15 protein-coding genes are annotated in these 18,183 nt (G+C 46.2%); 9 read left to right on the top strand and 6 right to left on the bottom strand.

All coding sequences use genetic code 11. The features are described 5' to 3' along the window. The first annotated feature begins 236 nt into the window (after positions 1 to 236). On the top strand, positions 237 to 713 hold the full coding sequence (locus EP073_RS03705) for a MarR family winged helix-turn-helix transcriptional regulator (protein ID WP_128465826.1): 477 nt from the start codon (positions 237 to 239) through the stop codon (positions 711 to 713). On the opposite strand, the gene EP073_RS03700 is transcribed toward EP073_RS03705, so the two are convergent. Then, the gene (locus tag EP073_RS03700; protein ID WP_128465825.1) at positions 689 to 2,683 is read right to left on the bottom strand and encodes a PAS domain S-box protein; all 1,995 of its coding nucleotides are present in this window, start codon (positions 2,681 to 2,683) and stop codon (positions 689 to 691) included. The genes EP073_RS03705 and EP073_RS03700 overlap by 25 nt on opposite strands. A gap of 204 nt (positions 2,684 to 2,887) precedes the next feature. Here EP073_RS03700 and EP073_RS03695 point away from each other — a divergent pair, with 204 nt between their 5' ends. After that, positions 2,888 to 3,916, top strand: a complete 1,029-nt coding sequence (locus tag EP073_RS03695; protein WP_128465824.1) for a threonine aldolase family protein — start codon at positions 2,888 to 2,890, stop codon at positions 3,914 to 3,916. 414 nt (positions 3,917 to 4,330) lie between these two features. Here the strand turns inward: EP073_RS03695 and def are convergent, their stop codons facing one another. Together def and EP073_RS03685 are read right to left on the bottom strand one after the other, a co-directional pair. Next, a complete protein-coding gene (def, locus tag EP073_RS03690; protein ID WP_128465823.1) occupies positions 4,331 to 4,834 on the bottom strand; it encodes a peptide deformylase in 504 nt (167 codons plus the stop codon). A gap of 3 nt (positions 4,835 to 4,837) precedes the next feature. Continuing rightward, positions 4,838 to 5,380, bottom strand: coding sequence for a glycine cleavage system transcriptional repressor (locus EP073_RS03685; protein ID WP_128465822.1), 543 nt, complete (start codon positions 5,378 to 5,380; stop codon positions 4,838 to 4,840). A gap of 164 nt (positions 5,381 to 5,544) precedes the next feature. Between EP073_RS03685 and EP073_RS03680 the strand changes: the two genes are divergently transcribed. From EP073_RS03680 to EP073_RS03660, 5 genes are all read left to right on the top strand, one after another. Further along, a complete protein-coding gene (locus EP073_RS03680; RefSeq protein WP_128465821.1) occupies positions 5,545 to 7,953 on the top strand; it encodes an ATP-dependent Clp protease ATP-binding subunit in 2,409 nt (802 codons plus the stop codon). Next, a complete protein-coding gene (locus EP073_RS03675) occupies positions 7,931 to 9,253 on the top strand; it encodes a 2-dehydropantoate 2-reductase (RefSeq protein ID WP_128465820.1) in 1,323 nt (440 codons plus the stop codon). Before EP073_RS03680 ends, EP073_RS03675 begins: the two co-directional genes overlap by 23 nt. A gap of 121 nt (positions 9,254 to 9,374) precedes the next feature. Next, entirely contained in the window at positions 9,375 to 10,061 is a 687-nt protein-coding gene (locus tag EP073_RS03670) for a response regulator transcription factor (RefSeq protein WP_164885259.1), read from the top strand. Between the two features lie 132 nt (positions 10,062 to 10,193). Further along, the gene (locus EP073_RS03665; protein ID WP_128465818.1) at positions 10,194 to 10,775 is read left to right on the top strand and encodes a response regulator transcription factor; all 582 of its coding nucleotides are present in this window, start codon (positions 10,194 to 10,196) and stop codon (positions 10,773 to 10,775) included. Between the two features lie 36 nt (positions 10,776 to 10,811). Then, positions 10,812 to 12,062, top strand: coding sequence for a cyclic di-GMP phosphodiesterase (locus EP073_RS03660; RefSeq protein ID WP_128465817.1), 1,251 nt, complete (start codon positions 10,812 to 10,814; stop codon positions 12,060 to 12,062). Between the two features lie 164 nt (positions 12,063 to 12,226). Here the strand turns inward: EP073_RS03660 and EP073_RS03655 are convergent, their stop codons facing one another. Both EP073_RS03655 and EP073_RS03650 read right to left on the bottom strand, forming a co-directional pair. Further along, the gene (locus tag EP073_RS03655) at positions 12,227 to 12,637 is read right to left on the bottom strand and encodes a Fur family transcriptional regulator (RefSeq protein WP_128465816.1); all 411 of its coding nucleotides are present in this window, start codon (positions 12,635 to 12,637) and stop codon (positions 12,227 to 12,229) included. A 391-nt stretch (positions 12,638 to 13,028) separates the two neighbouring features. After that, positions 13,029 to 13,634: a peptidylprolyl isomerase gene (locus EP073_RS03650; protein WP_128465815.1), complete on the bottom strand. Its 606-nt coding sequence runs from the start codon at positions 13,632 to 13,634 to the stop codon at positions 13,029 to 13,031. A 116-nt stretch (positions 13,635 to 13,750) separates the two neighbouring features. Between EP073_RS03650 and EP073_RS03645 the strand changes: the two genes are divergently transcribed. Then, positions 13,751 to 14,701: a M23 family metallopeptidase gene (locus EP073_RS03645; RefSeq protein ID WP_241654044.1), complete on the top strand. Its 951-nt coding sequence runs from the start codon at positions 13,751 to 13,753 to the stop codon at positions 14,699 to 14,701. A gap of 42 nt (positions 14,702 to 14,743) precedes the next feature. Next, positions 14,744 to 15,169 (top strand): bacteriohemerythrin, encoded by a 426-nt coding sequence (locus tag EP073_RS03640; RefSeq protein WP_128465814.1) that lies wholly within the window; start codon positions 14,744 to 14,746, stop codon positions 15,167 to 15,169. Between the two features lie 409 nt (positions 15,170 to 15,578). Here EP073_RS03640 and EP073_RS03635 read toward each other — a convergent pair whose 3' ends face one another. After that, the gene (locus EP073_RS03635) at positions 15,579 to 17,966 is read right to left on the bottom strand and encodes an OmcA/MtrC family decaheme c-type cytochrome (RefSeq protein WP_128465813.1); all 2,388 of its coding nucleotides are present in this window, start codon (positions 17,964 to 17,966) and stop codon (positions 15,579 to 15,581) included. Positions 17,967 to 18,183 lie beyond the last annotated feature (217 nt).

The following is an 18,183-nucleotide window of genomic DNA, read 5'->3' as shown; positions in this document are numbered from 1 at the left end:
TTATTTAAATAATTAATAATTAAGACCAATTACCCCCCCTGATTCATACTGTATATAAATGTAACACTATTTTAAACAGATGAATTCCCTTTCAAAATTACACTGTATATAAATGTGACACTATTTTTAGTAATTTCTGCCCGATACGCACCGAAAACTGGCAATCGGATTGTCAATTTTTGTTGTTATTTTACAAATTCTGATTATTATATTTCCTTAACCAAGCGGAGGCATGAATGATTTCAGGAAATATGACAAACGACAAGAAAACCGAAATTATCCTTGATTTTGTAGTTGAAGCGGCAAGAGCATTCGGAATAATTCAGGAAGCGGGGAAAAAAATAGGCGCAGTCAGCGAAACGGGCAAAAGGATCTGGGCTCTGCTCAGGATTCTGAAGCTCTACGGTCCGCAGACAGTGCCGCAGATAGCGAAGATGCGCTCAGTTTCCAGACAGTATATACAGAGGCTCGCCAACGATATAGTTGACGAAGGGTATGCGGAATACGGCAAAAATCCCGGGCACAAGCGCTCCCAGTTCCTTAAAATAACCAAGAAAGGCGAAGAGCTTTACAGCGAAGTTTATGAGGCTATGAGGGAGAACGTGGAGGCTGTGGCGCCCAAGTTCAGAGAGGAAGACCTGAACGCCGCGGACAGGGTTCTGAAATCGCTCATTTATGAGCTTGAGCACTATTTGGGAAAATCAAAGAAGTAAGCCAAGCCGTTTTTTCCGCCGTGTTTAACATCATACATGGCGGAATCAGCTTTGCTGACCAGTTCATCTATGTTTGTTCCGTCATCGGGGATGATACTGATGCCGATGCTCGCGCCGAGGATCGGCTGATCCCCGCAGGCTCCGTAGGGACGGGCAACCATCTCTATTATACGCCGTGCCACGGCTCCGGCTTTTTCCCTGTTCTCTATTTTACTTAAAATCACAAGAAATTCGTCACCGCCTATGCGGCAGGCGGTATCGGCGGTGCGTATACTGGTGAGTATGCGCCTTGCCGTCTCTTTCAGCACATCGTCTCCAACCTTGTGACCGAAGCTGTCATTAACGTTTTTAAACCCGTCCAGATCTATGAACAGAACCGCCGCCATCTCCCCGTATCTCTGCACCCTTTCGAGCACTGTTTCCAGCCTGTCCCGCATGAGAAACCTGTTGGGAAGTCCGGTGAGAATATCGTGCATAGCCATGTGTCGTATCTTTTCCTCACGGAGCTTCTTCTCTGTGATGTTTTCCTTCACAGCAACGTAGAAAAGAAGCCTGCCCTCACTGCATTTTACAGGAGTTATTGTCGAAAGCTCCCAGAAAATATCACCGTATTTTCCCCTGCTGCAAAGCTCGCCGCTCCACGTGCGGTCTGCTCTTATGGTTTCCCACAGGTTGTGATAATATTCCTGAGGATGAACGCCGGACTTGAGAATATTGATATTTTTCCCGTATATTTCCGCCGCGGTGTAGCCGGAAATCTCACAGAAGGCAGGGTTCACATACTCCACATGCCCTGATGAATCAGTAATTATCACCGAAACAGGGCTCTGCTCCACCACAAGGGAGAGCTTCATTATCTCTTCGCCGCGCTTTTTTTCCTGAGTAACATCCCTGAAAACGCTCTGCACAGCCACGCCGTTTCCGCTTTCGTAAGGCTGGCTGGACATTTTGATGGTCATTTCCCTTCCGCGCTTATTTATCAGGGCTCTCTCAAAGCCCACGGAAGGCTTCATTGTTTTCACCATATCAACGATAAAGCTCTCAACCATCTGCTTGTCATGCTCCGGAGAAAAATCCAGAATGTGCTCCCCGAACGCGTCCTCCGGTTTGTCAAAGCCGAGAAGTTCCGCTCCGGCGGGATTTATGTAGGTGATGCGCATATTCTCATGCACAAGAATTCCCATGGGGGAAAACTCGGTGAGAAGCCTGTATTTGTTTTCGCTTTTTTCCAGCAGCTTACGCGTCTTTGTAATATCCGTACAGTCCTCAAGAGTGCAGACTATGCCGCTGACCCTTCCTGTGGCGTCCCTGCTGAGGGACGCGCTCACACTTACGTATCCCGTCTCACGTTCCTTACCGGAGCAGAAAAGCTCGTTATAGAAGGCTTTTCCCGTTTTCAGCAGATCTTCAAACGGGCAGTTGTAGTTATAAAGAAAGCAGATGTCGCCGACAAGCTTCCCCGCAAAAAATTCCTTTATATTTCTGTTAAACCAATTTTCACGGCTGCCGAATATGAGCATCTCCACAGCGGCGGCGTTAGCGAACTTTACCTTGAGTCCGCTGTCAAGAATCACCACACCGGAAGGAAGATGTTCCGTAACTGTTTCAAGTATATCAGGCAGCCCCTCCGCGCCTTCCTCTTCAGCGGTGCTTTCGGTTATATCCGTGCCAACGCAGAGATATTTCCCTTCGCTGCCGTTCATTGGAATGCGTGTAAAACGGAAAGTTCGGGTATTGTTTTGCGGATCAGAAAGAGTTATGCTTCTTGTGGATACGTATGATGGCGAAAGTGAGTCAGAAATCTCGGAGGAGAACCTGCCGCAGAATTCGCTTCCGTAAAGGGATAAAAACTTTTCGGCTTCCTTGTTGACGTAAAGAAAGCATCTGTTTTTGTCGGTAACAATTATTATACTGTCGGAATCAGTAAGAATACCGAAATCAGTCAATCCGGAACTGAAATTAGTTTCCATCTCCCACCTTGGCTGTGCATTGTATATATCAATAACGGTTATCGGTGCATAGGAGTATACTTATCCAATTTAACTATTTATGCAAGAGAATATTACTGACGGCAGCGTAAAATACCAATAAATGGGGATTCACACCCATAGAGAAGGTGTTGACAATGGAATTGTATTTCTTAAAATTTACATATGCAATAAGGAGTTAAGAAAATGTATCAAGGCTTTTTCAGCGACAACTGTGCGGGCATTCTGCCGGAAATCATGGATGCAATAATATCAGAAAATAATGATTTCGCACGACCTTACGGATATGACCAAACTACTGCGGAAGCGAGAGAAGTTCTCAAAAAACACCTCGGAGACGCTGAAGTTAACTTCATGCTAACAGGAACAGGTACAAATGTATCCCTCATAGCCTCCGCACTGAAGCCTTATCAGGCTGTGATATGCCCGGAAACGGCGCATATCAACGTTGACGAATGCGGCGCGCCGGAACGGTTTACCTCTTGCAGACTGCTTCCTGTTCCGTCCGAAAACGGCAAACTGAACCCGAAAGAGATCACGAAGTTTGCACACTACTCCGGCTTTGAGCACAATGTCCAGCCCGCCATGGTCTCCATCTCTCAGGCTACGGAGGCGGGCAGCCTCTATACTGTTGACGAGATTAAGGAGATAGCCCGCGTCGCCCACGAAAACGGCATGTTTCTCCATATGGACGGGGCAAGGATAACAAACGCCGCCTGCGCCATGGGGAAAACCATTGGGGAGATCTCGGGGGAACTCGGCGTGGATCTCCTGAGCCTCGGCGGAACAAAGGCGGGGATGATGTTCGGTGAGGCTGCTGTATTTTTCAATAAACGGCTCGCAGAGAATTTCAAATATATCCGCAAGCAGTCCATGCAGCTTTTATCCAAATACCGCTTTGTTGCTGCGCAGTTTAAGAGAATGTTTGAGGATGATCTGTGGCTCCGCGCGGCAGAGCACGCAAACAGCACGGCTGCGTATCTCGGAAACAGGCTGGAGGCGATAGACGGAGTAAAGCTCAGCAGAAAACCTGAGGTAAACGCTGTTTTCGCGCAGATTCCCCGCAGGGCAATCGATGAAATAATCAAAGAATTCGGTTTTTATATCTGGAACGAAGAACTGAACGAAGTGCGCCTGATGACTAACTTCGCAACGGAAAAGAAGGACATAGACGCATTCACGGGCAGGCTGGCTGAGATAATGAAAGCGGTGTAAACACACTTTCAGCCATAGTCCATAGAAGAGAATGCTTCACTAAGGTCAGCTATGACCGCAAATTAAGTCAATGCGGGGAATACAGCGGCACGGCAGCCCCGGTTTTTCTCCCTGTTCAGCGTCACTCTGAGCAAAGCGAAGAGTCTCAATATTATGCTCAATAAGAGATTCTTCACTGGCGTTCAGAATGACAACGGCGCAGTGCCTTTCCTTTATAATTCAAAATTTGCCATCCATGGAAATTTTGAATACACGCTCGCGCCGCAGTGAATGCGGCTTCGCTTCGCACGGCGCAGTGCCTTTCCTTTATAATTCAAAATTTGCCATCCATGGAAATTTTGAATACACGCTCGCGCCGCAGTGAATGCGGCTTCGCTTCGCACGGCGCAGTCCCATCCATGGGACTGTTTGCGTTTACTTATATTTCTTCCTGCGGAACAGATCCGTTCTTCTTGATATAACACGGTCGATAAACAGAACGCCATCGAGGTGATCCGATTCGTGCTGAATGAGAATCGCCTCAAAGCCTTCGGTTTCAATGACTTTTTCTTCCAGATTCTCATCCATATACTGCACAAGGATTTTCCTTGCCCTGTTCACATTCCCTGTGTAATCGGGAACGCTCATGCAGCCTTCCCTGAAAGGGGTTATGCCCTCCCATTTGAGAATAACGGGGTTGATCATTATCTGCCTGCCGTGGCTCTGCCCGCACTTGGGGTTTTTGCCCGGATCGATTGCGATAATCCTGTAAAGCTCACCTATCTGCGGTGCGGCTATCCCCACAGAGTGCGAGGATGATTCCATCGTATCTTTCAGATCCTCAATGACCTGCTTTATCTTATCGTTCAGCTCCGTCACATCTTCCGAAATCTCTTTCAGAACCGGATCGGGGTAAACCAGAACTTCTCTGACTGCCATATATTACAACTCGTATGTTTCGATCTGTCTTAAATGTATATCTGTGCCCAGCTCGGCTGAGATCTGCTTAAGCTTGTCCGTCCATGTTTTATCAGGGAAATATTCGGGCAGAACAACTTCCATAACCATGATGTATATGGGGGATTTTTCCTTGCCCGCGACCTTCGTCTGAAGATCAATGATATTTATCCCTTCCGCAGAGAGGAACGAAGCCACCTTATGAACTATGCCCGGCTTGTCCGAACCGTAAACAGAGATAATATAATGCTCCCCCGCGGGAGCCTCTTCGGTTTCCGTCATGCTCTGCACTTTTACGGAAACGCCTTTCTTTTCAAGGAGCCCTTCAAAAAGTTCCTTCACCTCGCATTCGGTCATGGGCTTTTCATGGCTTACGATGAATATAGCCGCAAAGAAACCCTGAAGCAGGGTGGAGCTTGAGTCTTCGATATTAAAATTGTTCTCAAGGAGAACTTTAGTTACGTCCGCTACTATACCGGGCCTGTCGCCCGCAACGAGCATTAGTGAAAAAAGGTTTGCCTTTCCCATAGATGCACCCCGTTATTACTGATGATTTATTATGCGTTCACCTGACTATTTGTCAACGGACTTTTTTGCTCCCAAATGAAACAGAAGGCATATTAGTATTGAAAAGAAGTGTTTAAAGACCATATAATTATAAACATACATTTAAACAAAGGGGGCAGAAACACATGTTTGATCTCTTCACGGACAGGGCTAGGCGGGTGATTCTCTACTCCAGAGAGGCCGCGGAAAAGCTCCTTCAAATATCCATAGATACGGAACACATCCTTATGGGGCTCCTCAGAGAGAAGACTGGCGCCGCCGCAGATATTTTCAATAAACGCGGGCTCGACACCAACGTGCTCATAAACGACATCAAAAAAATGAGCGTTCAGGGCAGAAACCTGATGATAAAAGGAAGCCTCCCCTTCAGCCCCATGGGAAAAACAGTGCTTGAGGCAGCGGTGGAAGAAGCACGCCTGCTTGAGAGTAAATACATCAACACCGAGCATATCCTCCTCGGTCTCCTCCGTGAGCGCAGGGGCAAGGCATATATGCTCCTCAGCAAGCTGGGCTTTGAGCTTGCGCCGGTGAGGGAGGAAATACGCGCGCTCTCCTCAACAAAGATTCAGGGAGCCACAGTCTCCACCCCCACTCTGGACGAGTTCGGGCGGGATCTCACCGAACTTGCCAAGGAAGGAAAGCTTGACCCCGTGATAGGCAGAAGCGGAGAAATCGAAAGACTTATCCAGATCCTCTGCCGGAGGATAAAAAACAACGCCGTGATAATCGGCGAACCCGGCGTGGGCAAAACAGCCATTGTCGAAGGTCTCGCCCGTGAGATGGTCTCCTCCGGCATACCCGAATTTCTGAAAAACAAACGCCTCATATCTCTGGAACTTGGCAGTCTTGTCGCAGGAACCAAATACAGAGGTCAGTTTGAGGAAAGGATGAAAAACCTGATCAAAGAGATCGAACAGGCGACGAATATAATAGTCTTCATAGATGAAATACACACCATAGTCGGCGCAGGGGCGGCGGAAGGCTCCATTGACGCATCCAACATGCTCAAACCCGCTCTCGCCAGAGGCTCTTTTCAGTGTATCGGCGCGACAACGCTCACGGAATACAGAAAGCATTTTGAAAAGGACGGAGCACTGAACAGGCGCTTCCAGACAATCTTCGTAAACCCGCCCAACGCAGACGAGACCATCGAAATCCTCGGAGGAATAAGAAAATATTACGAAGACTTCCACAAGGTCTACATCACTGATGAAGTACTGAAGGAAACAGTTTACCTGACAGACAGATACGTTACGGATAAATTTCAGCCGGACAAAAGCATTGATGTGATAGACGAAGCAAGCTCCAAGCTGAAACTAAGCGTTAATATACTCCCCGACAGCCTGAAAGAGGTCAAGCTGAAGCTTGACGCGGCAATGGACAAACGCAACAGGCTGATAGCCGACAACGACTTTGACTCTGTGGAAAAGGTCACGAAAGACATAGACCGTCTCAGCGGGAAGTTCCGTAATCTCTTCGGGGAATGGACTCAGGAGCTTGACCTGAACTGGCCTTCCCTCAACAAGGATCATATATCCGAAGTGGTGGCGATGATGACGGGAATCCCCGTGCAGAAGCTCCGTGAAGACCAGATGGAACGCATAGCGAATGTAGGCAGGGATATTAAAAAATACGTCCTCGGTCAGGATGAGGCAGTGGACGCCCTCGCCCGCTCCATAAAACGCAGCTTCGCGGGGCTCAATAACCCCGACCGTCCGTTAGGCTCTTTCATATTCCTCGGACCCACCGGTGTGGGCAAGACGGAAGTCGCAAAACGTTTGGCTGAGATAGTTTTCGGTTCCGCGGGAACCCTGATCCGTATCGACATGAGTGAGTTCATGGAAAAGTTTAATGTTTCCAGACTCATAGGGGCTCCCCCCGGATATGTGGGCTATGAGGAGGGAGGCAAACTCACCGAGCAGGTACGCAGAAAACCCTACTCTGTGGTGCTTTTTGATGAAATAGAGAAGGCGCACCCCGAAGTGATGAATATTCTGCTCCAGATTCTGGACGAAGGACACATACACGACAGCCTCGGGCACATGGTGAACTTCAAAAATACAGTAGTGATCATGACTTCTAACCTCGGCACCAAACTCACGCTGGATTCACGCTCCATGGGGTTCAGTACCTCGGAAGACAAGGTCAGTTTCGAGATAGATTATGAACGGTTCAAATCCAACGCATTCAAGGAACTGCGTGACCGTTTCTCGCCGGAGTTTCTCAACAGGGTTGACAGTCATATAGTATTCAAACCTCTCGGCAAGAGCGATCTCCTCAAGATCATTGATCTTCAGGTGGATGAAATCAACCAGAGGCTGGAAAAGCACGAGAAAAAGGTTGTTCTGGATGATAAAGTGAAGGAGTTTCTCCTTGAGCAGGATTACAACTTCAACTACGGAGCAAGACCGATCAAGCGTATTCTCCAGACACATATAGAAGACAATCTGTCCGATATACTAATATCCGGCAGATACAAAAAACGCAGGAACTTAAGGGCGGTCTTAAAAGATGGACAAATCAGCTTCAAATAAACGCATAGCCGTAGTGGGAGCCGGAGCCATAGGCTGCTACTACGGCGCGTTCTTCACGAAGGCAGGCTTCAGCACGGAGCTCATCGCAAGGGGGGCGCATCTTAAAGCCATGCAGGAAACAGGCAGGCTTGTTTTCAAAAGCAGAATCCACGGGGACTCGGTTATTCCCGTTAAAGCAGCGGGAGAGCTCTCCGGCGAATATGACGTTATAATATGCGCAGTGAAGTCTCAGGATACGGAAACCGTGTGCGCAGACGCAGTGAAGCACCTGAAAAAAAACGGTTACGCGGTATCCTTCCAGAACGGAGTTGAGAACCCTGCTCTGCTTGAAAAATACTTCGGCAAGGACCGTGTTCTCGCCGCAAGCCTTTACATCGGCGTATGGATAGAATCCCCGGGGGTGCTGAAGCATTCCGCCTTCGGAAGCATAACCTTCGGCGCGTTCAGCGACGAGAGCAAAGAAAAAGAAGCAGATTTTGCGGACATCCTCGCCGCTTCACACCTGAAATACGATATTGCCGAAAGCATGAAATATATCCTGTGGAAAAAGCTGATCTGGAATATTGCCTACAATCCTCTTTCGGCGCTTCTTGAAAGCACCTGCGGAAAAATGGCGAAAGACTCTGAGGTTTTTTCCCTGATGGTGAAAATGGTGAAAGAAACCCTTGCGGCGGCAAGGATGGAAGGTGTTGAAATTCCCGAAGAGGAGTGGATGCCCCTGATCGCCCACAAGGACAGTCTGGATGATTATAAAACCAGCATGCTCATAGACATACAGAAAAACAGACAGCCCGAACTGGACGGCATACTCATGCCTGTGATAAGCCGTCTGGAAGCCGCCGGAAAAAGCGCTCCCTACTGCGAAACCGTTTACAGATCGCTTAAGTTCAAATACGGCAGAATCTTTGTTTACACCCCTAGAATCGCGGCGGATGTTATAGTGAGAAAAGGGGATTATGTCCTTTTGGTTGAAAGAAAATATGAACCGAAGGGATGGGCGATCCCGGGCGGTTTTGTTGAATACGGAGAGAAGACTGAAGATGCCGCAGTGCGGGAACTCATTGAAGAAACAGGGATTAAGGCTGATTCTATCACTCTTCTCGGCATCTATTCCGATCCCTCAAGGGATAAACGGGGACATGTGGCTTCCGCCGTGTATTACACCGAATCGAACGCCGAGCCTGTAGCGGGAGACGACGCTAAAACGGCAAAATTCTTCCCGCTGGACGCTCTTCCAAGCGATCTGGCATTTGACCACGCAAAAATTTTGGCAGATTATATAAAAGTGAAACCTGTTTGAGCAAAACAACTCCATGGACGCAGTTGCGCCGTGCGAAGCGAAGCCTTTGCTCTGCGAGGCGCGAGCGTGTTCAACAATCCGGCAGGACGCACGGATTGATGTTATCAAGAGGTCAAACTGCATGAACGAACTGGAAAAGAAACTGCGAAAATATTCCGTTCTCTATGCGGAGGATGATGAAGGCATACGCAAAAGCTATGAGATGATACTGAAAAAGCTTTGCGGAAGCCTTCGCTGCGCCTCCGACGGAAATGAGGCTTTCGCTCTTTACACCGAAAAAAGACCCGACATCCTCATAGCTGATATAAAAATGCCCTACACTGACGGAATGCAGCTTGTAACAAAAATACGCCGTTTTGACAAAGAATTACGCATACTACTCACAACTGCTTACACTGACGAACAGTACACTCTCCAAGCTATAGAGCTTGATATAAGCCGTTATCTGGTAAAGCCAGTTATGCTGGAGGATCTGCGGGGAGCGCTGTATAAGTGCGTCCGTGAGCTTGAAGAGAAAAATCCGGAGCAGATTTGCTTTGAAAACGGTCTCATCTACAATATTCCACTCAAAAGCATTTCATCCGGTGAAGGGGAAATTCCCTTAACCAACATTGAATCCCGCATTATGGAGATCCTGATCGAAAACAGAGGCAGAATAGTCCGCTACGAGAAATTCGAGTCCGAAATCTGGCGCAATGAGTATATGTCCAAGGAAACATTACGAAGCCACATAAAATTTTTACGCAAGAAAATTGGCACAGACATAATCAAAAGTGCTAAAGGTTTGGGCTACTTCATTAATTCCTGATATATCCATTACATATTTTTCCAACCTTACTTAGTCTGATTTTCCTTCACGATATTTTCACGTCCGCATGATAAACGTTATTTATAGTGATATTTTATATTGCCAGCTAAGCATTGCCGAACTGAGGTTAGGATGAAAAATTATATTGTTATCAGCAACAACACCATTCACCTTGAATGGATAAACGAAATACTCAGCATACAGGGACACAAGTGCCTCACCCTTCGTTACGAAGACAGAGAAGAGCTTGAAAATTCCGGCAAAACTTTCACGCCTGATTTCGTGATATTTGACATTTTTTCCAGCAACTTCGATGAGGAATGTATACGCCCTTTTCTGAACGGCGAGCAGCAGTCAACAATCATGCTCCTCACCTCAAAAAGCAATCCGTTCCAGAAATATTACTTCAAAAAATTTAATATTATAAATTTCTTATACATTGAGAACGATGTGCACTCCTTCACAGAGGCTCTCAAAGGCGTAAAGCCCAGAAAGCGTATGAAACCTTGGGCAAAATCCGTTCTGCTTCTTACTGTTCGGGAATATGAGATTCTCCGCCACATTGCTGGAGGAAAAACAAGTAAAGAGATTGCAATACAACTCCAAATAAGTAAAAATACCGTTGACACACACAGGAACAAAATGCTGCAAAAGCTTAATCTCTCCAACTCCACCGCTTTGGTGAATTACGCCATTAAATCCGGACTGATATAACAGGCGGGAGAGGGAGACGCTTATATAGGTGATTAAGTGAAGAGAATTCCTTTATCGGACATTCAGAAAGGAATGATTATAGCCAGACTGGACAAACAGGGAGTGCATTTTCCCTTTTACGGGCAAGTTATTACAGACCTTAATTTTATTGAGGAGCTTAAAAGTCAGGGAGTCGGCTATGTTTATCTGGCTGATCCGGAGGAGGAACGGCTTCACTTCTCTTTTGAAAACTTCGGTCTGGCTCGGAAGGATGATCTGCGCCCGCCGTGCAGAAAAGCGGAAGGCGAACCTGATGATGAAGAAAATATGCGCCCGGGAGTATTCTCCCCGGGGAACAATCTTATTTTCGCCAAAAAAATCCGGCAGCGCGCCCGTGACAATGTTAAATCCATATTTGATAAAATAGCCTCAGGCTCACTCCCCGATCTTGACGCCGCACGCTCCGTCACTGACGAGTTTGTCAGCACATGTCTTTATAAAAATGAAGTTTTTATGAACATGCTTCTGGTTAAAGAAGCTCTGGAATGTGAAGTCAACCACGCCATAAATGTCAGCATACTTTCCATAGCGCTGGGACGAAGGCTCGGCTTGCCCACCTATGAGCTTGAGAACCTCGGGATGGCGGGGCTTCTGCATGATATAGGCATGCTGATTCTGCCGGAATACGTGTACAAGGATTCCGGCAAACTCTCGGACAATGAGCTCGAAACACTCAAAAGCCACGCGGAAAAAGGGTTTGAAATGCTGAAAAGATGCGGCGGGCTGAATGAAAGCGTTCTTCAGGCTGTGCTTCAGCATCATGAGAAGGCAAACGGAACAGGCTATCCGGAAGGACTGCTTGAAAGGCAGATTACAAAAAACGCAAAAATAGTTGCGATAGCTGACACATACGACACTATCACATCCGACAGACCATACAGCAAAGGGCGCTCTCCCGTGCAGGCTATCAAGCTTATTTTCGGCTGGTCAGGGAGACACTTCAACGAAACCCTTGTCAAATTTTTCGTCAGTCTTCTTGGGGTTTATCCGGTGGGGACGGTTCTCCGGCTGGAATCAGGGGAGACAGGCATAGTTTACGAAGTTTCCAGAGGAAGCTCAACCAAACCAAAAATACTTGTTATCATGGATGAAAACGGAAATGAGACAGAACCTTTCCCCATGGATCTCAATACAAAAAACATTGTGACCGGGCAGCCCCTGAAAACAATTAAAGAGGCACTCACACCGGATCAGATAACAACAGACATATTCAGTGTGTTGGAAAAGTATCTTTTCAGCGGGAAATAAGGAACTGCAAAAAAAGCAGGCATGCTTTAAGCCTGACTGCCGATTCAGCTTTTAATTACGGACTTTTTTTTGAACTATTCCTCGGAGTGGTGTTCATATCTATAACGAGAAGCAGAAAACAACCTCCCGAAAAGACAGGGAACCGAAAGGTTCCCTTCTTTATTTTATGAATTCATTCCCGAGCAGCTTCTGCATGTGCCTTTTATCATGACACCCACAGAGTCCACATATTTTCCGTATTTTTCATAGAAGAATTTTTTAAGCTCATAGGAATCCGTTTCAAGATCCTCAACATAGCCGCATTTTGAGCAGACATAGTGAACATGGTCGCCTACGTTAATCTCATAAACGGGCTTTGCTCCCTCGATAGGTATCTCTTTCAGCAAGCCTTCCTCAACGAGTAGGTTTACATTTTTATATATGGTTGCGAGAGAAACGGAAGGGGAAACCGCTTTGACAAGCTTGTGCAGTTCATCAATGCAGACATGCCCTTTACCCCTGATCTCGCTGAGCAGAAGCATCCTCTGAGGCGTAACCTTAAGATTTTTCGACCTGAGCGACTCTTCAAAATTCATATACCTGCTCCTTTAACTTTCAGTCAGCAATATTACAGCCTTCTTATTCAAACTAATTATGTCTTCAAATACAAATATATTGCAACTAAAAATAATAATTATGTAGTTAATGGCAATACTTTTCTAAAAGCCGGAAAAGAGTGCCTTACATAAGTATTTGTCACAATAGATTTTTAATGTTTATTATCATATTCCTAAAAAAGAAAGAATATTATCTGATAACCACTCTAATACACTTTATTATATTATGATTCATTTTTTGTCCACAGAAATATTTAGATAATCAGAATCATTTAATAAAAATTACGAAATAATAAGAGGTTATGAAGGAAAAAGTTTGAGTGCGTTAAGTAGTTGAAGAGCTCTCTTAAACTAAGAGAGCTCCTTCGTTTTATTTCTTTTTAATCATTTTCACTTTTTTGATTACAATAGAAGTCTGCGGAACATCGCTTCTGAAAAAGCCGCCGCTTCCGGTGGGTACATCCGCCATAGCGTCTACGATCTCCATCCCCTTAGTGACCTTTCCGAATACGGCATATCCCCAGCCCTGCGGAGTTTCTGCTGCATAATCCAGAAAATAGTTATCCGTATAGTTTATAAAAAACTGCGATGAAGCGGAGTGGGGATCATTGGTTCTCGCCATAGCGATTGTTCCGCGTTCATTTTTAATGCCGTTTGATGCCTCATTTTTTATGGGAGCGTTCCCCTCTTTAGGCTCAAGATCCTCAGTGAAACCGCCGCCCTGAGCCATGAACCCGGGGATTACTCTGTGGAAAACAGTTCCGTCATAAAACCTTGATTTAACATAACCAAGGAAATTTTTTACCGTCTCCGGTGATTCATTATCGTAAAGCTCAACTTCAAAATCACCTAGGCTTGTGCTGAATAATACTTTTGTGTTTTTCATCCCGACCTCTTCAGTTTTGTCAGCCTCTTTCTGTGTACTGCATCCGAAAACCAGAACCGCAGCCAGAAGCAAAATGAGTTTACGCAGCATATTAACTCCGTCTTTTTTTATTAGGAAGTAAATAATAGCTTGTATCTTTCAGGAATTCTAATATTTTCTGCGAATGTGACGATTATTTAATAAATGATTACACCGGAAGGTGATTTGTGAGAAGTAAAAAAACTGTTGTTATTTTCGGTTCCGAAAGCACCGATTCCGTTAAAAGCTTTTCTATCAGCCAGAACAGCTTAAGGCTGGCTCTGACGGGGGCTTTTGTATTTATTGCGTTATCAATGATTGTGTTTGCCGTTCTTTTTGATTTTGCGGTGGACAGGGTGCATTTTTTGCAGTGGAAAGATGAGAACAAACGTTTGACCAAGCAGATTAAGCTTTATGAGCCCGTAATAGCAGCGCTTGAACATAAATCCGCTGTGCTCGATTCCACCCAGAACAGGCTTATGGGCACTGCCTCCCTTGCCGGATTGCAGATTTCCGACCCTCAGCCGGAAGGCGGCGCGGAAAGCTCGCAGCCATACCAGATTGCGGAGGATATTTACCAGACAAATGCGCTGAATCCTATGACAGATTTTCTTGGCAAGGAACTGGATTCCCGCATAAAAAGCATTACAGGGCTTGCGAATTTTATAGAGGAGCAGGAATATCTTTTCCAGTCCACTCCTTCCGGCTCCCCTGTTGAAGGCTGGATTTCAAGCAAGTTCGACTTCCGCCTCTCCCCCTTCACCGGAAGAATTGTCTTCCATGAGGGGCTGGACATAGCAGCGTCTTTTGGCTCTCCTGTGCGTGCGTCAGCTAAGGGTATAGTTATTTTCTCCGGTTACAAACCGGGCTACGGTAATCTGGTTACAATCGACCATGGCTACGGTTTTGTGACAAGATACGGACACAACAGCAGGCTGACAGTAAAGGAAGGCGACTTCGTTCAAAGGGGTGAACGGATAGCTCTGGTGGGTTCGACAGGTCACAGCACTGGTCCTCATGTGCACTACGAAGTGCTTATAAACGGCATTCCGGTAAATCCGCTTAACTTCATGTTCAATACCTCAAAACCAACACAGAAAGAAATAAACACCAAATATGTAAAGAATGAATACAATTGATTTTCTCCTCTGATAACATTATCTTAATGCAGAGGTTGCGGAATGCGGATTGAATGGACAAGCTATATACAAACCAACAATGAGCTTTTAGACTCCCAGCATAAGGAACTGTTCAGCAGGATAAACAGATATTTTGAATGCGCCGAGCACAATCACAGTCCGCAGGATCTGATAAAAACTCTCAACTATCTGGTGGAATACGTTAAAATCCACTTCAAAACCGAAGACGACATCATGACTCAAATGGAATACGCAAGACAGAAGGAACACAGAAAATCTCACAGAGAACTAACTGAAAAACTTGTTGAAATCTACAAAGAACTTATTGAGAACGGCGCCTCAGACGAACTGCACGACAAACTGGCAAAGCTCTGCCAAATCTGGTACGTGGCGCATATAAATGATTTCGACAAACGTCTCGCCGCTTTCATCAAGGCGTATAACAAAGCGCATCAATCTCAGATCTGAGACTGCCACGTCGCTTTGCTCCTCGCAGTGACGTAAGCTACTGTCATTGCGAACAAAGTGAAGCAATCTCTATCCTGACAGTAAAAAACCGTACATCCTGCTCTTGTGTTCATGCCGGCAGTCTTTAATCAGCTATTTCAAATCCCCCTCTGGTCCCCCTTTGCAAAGGGGGAAGCTATTGCGAATAAGAGTAAAAGCACCCTCCTTCCGTAAAGGAGGGCGGGGGAGGATTTTAAAAAATCTTTCCATGGAACTGACCTGACAGTAAAAAAACCGTACATCCTGTCAGTTTGATGTACACGCTCGCGCCGAACACGTCCGGCTTCGCTGCGCACGGCGGGCTCCCTTCCATGGGAGCAAAAAAAAAGCGGAGCCGAAGCTCCGCTTTTTATATTGCGATTAATTTAGATTAATCTTCGTGAATTTCTGCAACATCGCTGTGGCAGGTTGCGCAAGACTCAGCAACACCGGGAGCAGTTTTGTCGTATGCTCCGTTGTAACCGAATGAAAGCGTGTGTGCACCCATAGAAGTTGCGTCGGAGATTTCACCAGTGTGGCAGCTTGTGCATGCAGCCTGAGCAGGTCCGACAACTACGTCATCTGTATGAGTAGTAGGGCTTACGCCTTCACCGATAGTAAGCGCTACGGCTTTTGTCTGATCGGGCACTTCATAAGTTCCTGCATTGTGGCAAGCTTCGCAGTCCTTAGCATCTCTTGGGTAAGTGATGTGACCAGTGTTCCAGCCGGAAGCTATGCCGTAGGTGTTTTCAAAGTTGGCAGGCATAGTGGGACCGTAGAACATGTAGATACCTGAACCACCACCTGAAGTATTTCTGAAGAGAACATAAGGTTCATCATTCTGAGTTACAGAGTGGATGCGGTGAAGCATGTATCTGAGGTCTGAGCTTTCTTCCTCTTTACCGTCAAGTATGCTTGCTGAACCTACTCCGGCTTCAAAAAGAGCCGCACCGTTAACGTCAGCAGCCCAGATCTCTCTGTACTGTCTGTCTGTCAGGTTGGGGTTGTGGCAAACTGTGCAAAGCTCAACAGACATAACTCTGCTTCCGCCGTGGAAAGCAAGTGTGCCGTGGCATGCAAGGCATTTTTCAGTGTCTACAACTGTACGGCGTTCTGTAGCTTCTGTATCATCGAAGTTGAATGCTTTAACAACACCGGGTACATTGGGAGTAACTGTGCCGTCTTCAGTCATAAGAGTGGGACGACCCTGAATTACAACTGCGCCTTTAACGTTGTCAGCTATCGCAAGAACACCAGCGGGGATAGTAGCAGTACTTGTAGCTATGCCTGCGCCAGCAGTTGTACGATCAGCAGCCAGAATAACGCTGCTTGTAGAAGGCTGACCTGCTGCAACACCGGTTCCTTGGTTAGTCCAGTCGTCTTTTGTGCCGTATGCAAGATACATAGACACGCCAGTAAACATAACATCGCCGGGATCAGTCACAGCAACAGGGCTGAGGTCGTATTTAGTACCATCAGCAGGATTTTCGATATACCAATCGATTTCAACAGTGCCAAGAACGGGATCAGTAACTCTGATTTCATCGATTACGTATCTGAAGTCTTTGCCAGTTTCTCTCAGTTCGTCATATCCGCTGTGGATCTGAGCAAAAGTGGGAGCTGCGCCGCCGGTGTGGCAGGTTACGCAAAGGTTTGCTGTCTCAGCTTTATTGTCCTCAGTGATTCCTCTGTGGAAATCAAGAGTACCGCTTGCCTGAGTATCTGTCCAGAAATCCCAGTTTTTATGGCAGCTCATGCAGACATCATAAGTGAAGTTAGCCTGAGCAGTAACAGCAGTTATTTTTGCATCAGTGTCGTGGCAGGCTGTACAATCTGAAGTTCCTGCTTCAACATAAGGATAACTCACAGAATAGTTGTAAGAGTCTTTGACCCTTGCAACACCTTCTGTAGTGTTGTCATCGCCTATACCGGCGGGCATTCCATGAGAAGCGTGAATTTTGTGAACATAAATATCAAGATTGGTTCTGGGGTGACCGGGGTCAGAGTTTTCGTGACACACAACGCAGGCAACCACACCAACGGTTGATCTGTGGTAAGCTCTTGTAGATTCACTGAGTTCACCTTCAAGATTAACCGCAGTTGCTTTGCCCGCACGGAAAATATGGTCGCCGTGACAGTTCATACAAGCTGCATCGCTTATAAGGTCGCGGGTAGCAACACCGGAATCTTTCACAACGTTTACATAAGTGGAAGTACCTGAGAAGGTTCCGTTAAGAACCGCAAGGTAACGAAGAGCTTCGTTGGCGGTCACACGGGTTGCAAGATCAGTATTGTTATCAGCAGGTATTGTAAGGGAGTATATATTGCCTGAGTTAGCAAGAGTTGCTCCAACAAGGGAAGTGCTGATGTTTGTACCGTCGCCCACTGCGTAGTTGTAGTATGAACGGTAGACGGTTCTGAAACCGTTGATGTATTTGCCGGCAGCATCTTTAACACTGAAAGAGATTTCTACACCCTCAGAATCGGATGCAACGGCAATGTTTTCAACAGTAAGTTCGCCCTCAACAACTGTGGTGTCATTGAGCTGCTGAAGAAGATCAGCAATCTGTGCTTCAAGAGCCTCAATGGTCTCCTGTGAAGCGTTGTCAGATGCGGTCATGTTATCAAGCTGAGCCTGAAGGCTGTCGATAGTAGCCTGAAGATTATTGACCGTACCCGGATCAACGTCTTTTCCGTCGGAACCGTCTGAGCCGCAGCCGACAGCGACGAACATGCAAAGTAATGTTGCCATTACAAGCAATAAAAGTCTTTTTGACATAAACTTTCCTCCTTTAATTTTATGCCCCTTATTCTAAGCCCTTAATGCCTGTTTCAGGGATTAAGGGCTATAACGCCCTAGTCAAACGGTGTTTCTGTTCCAAAGACTCATTTAATAAACTACATATCTGTACGATATTACTCACGTTATCGAAGTATATCAAAAAAAATTGATTTGTCAAAATGAACTTAACTCTTTGCGCTAATAAAATTTACAT

Origin of the sequence: Geovibrio thiophilus (assembly GCF_004087915.1) — a bacterium.
Lineage (GTDB): Bacteria > Chrysiogenota > Deferribacteres > Deferribacterales > Geovibrionaceae > Geovibrio > Geovibrio thiophilus.
This window is presented reverse-complemented; position numbering and strand designations above follow the sequence as displayed.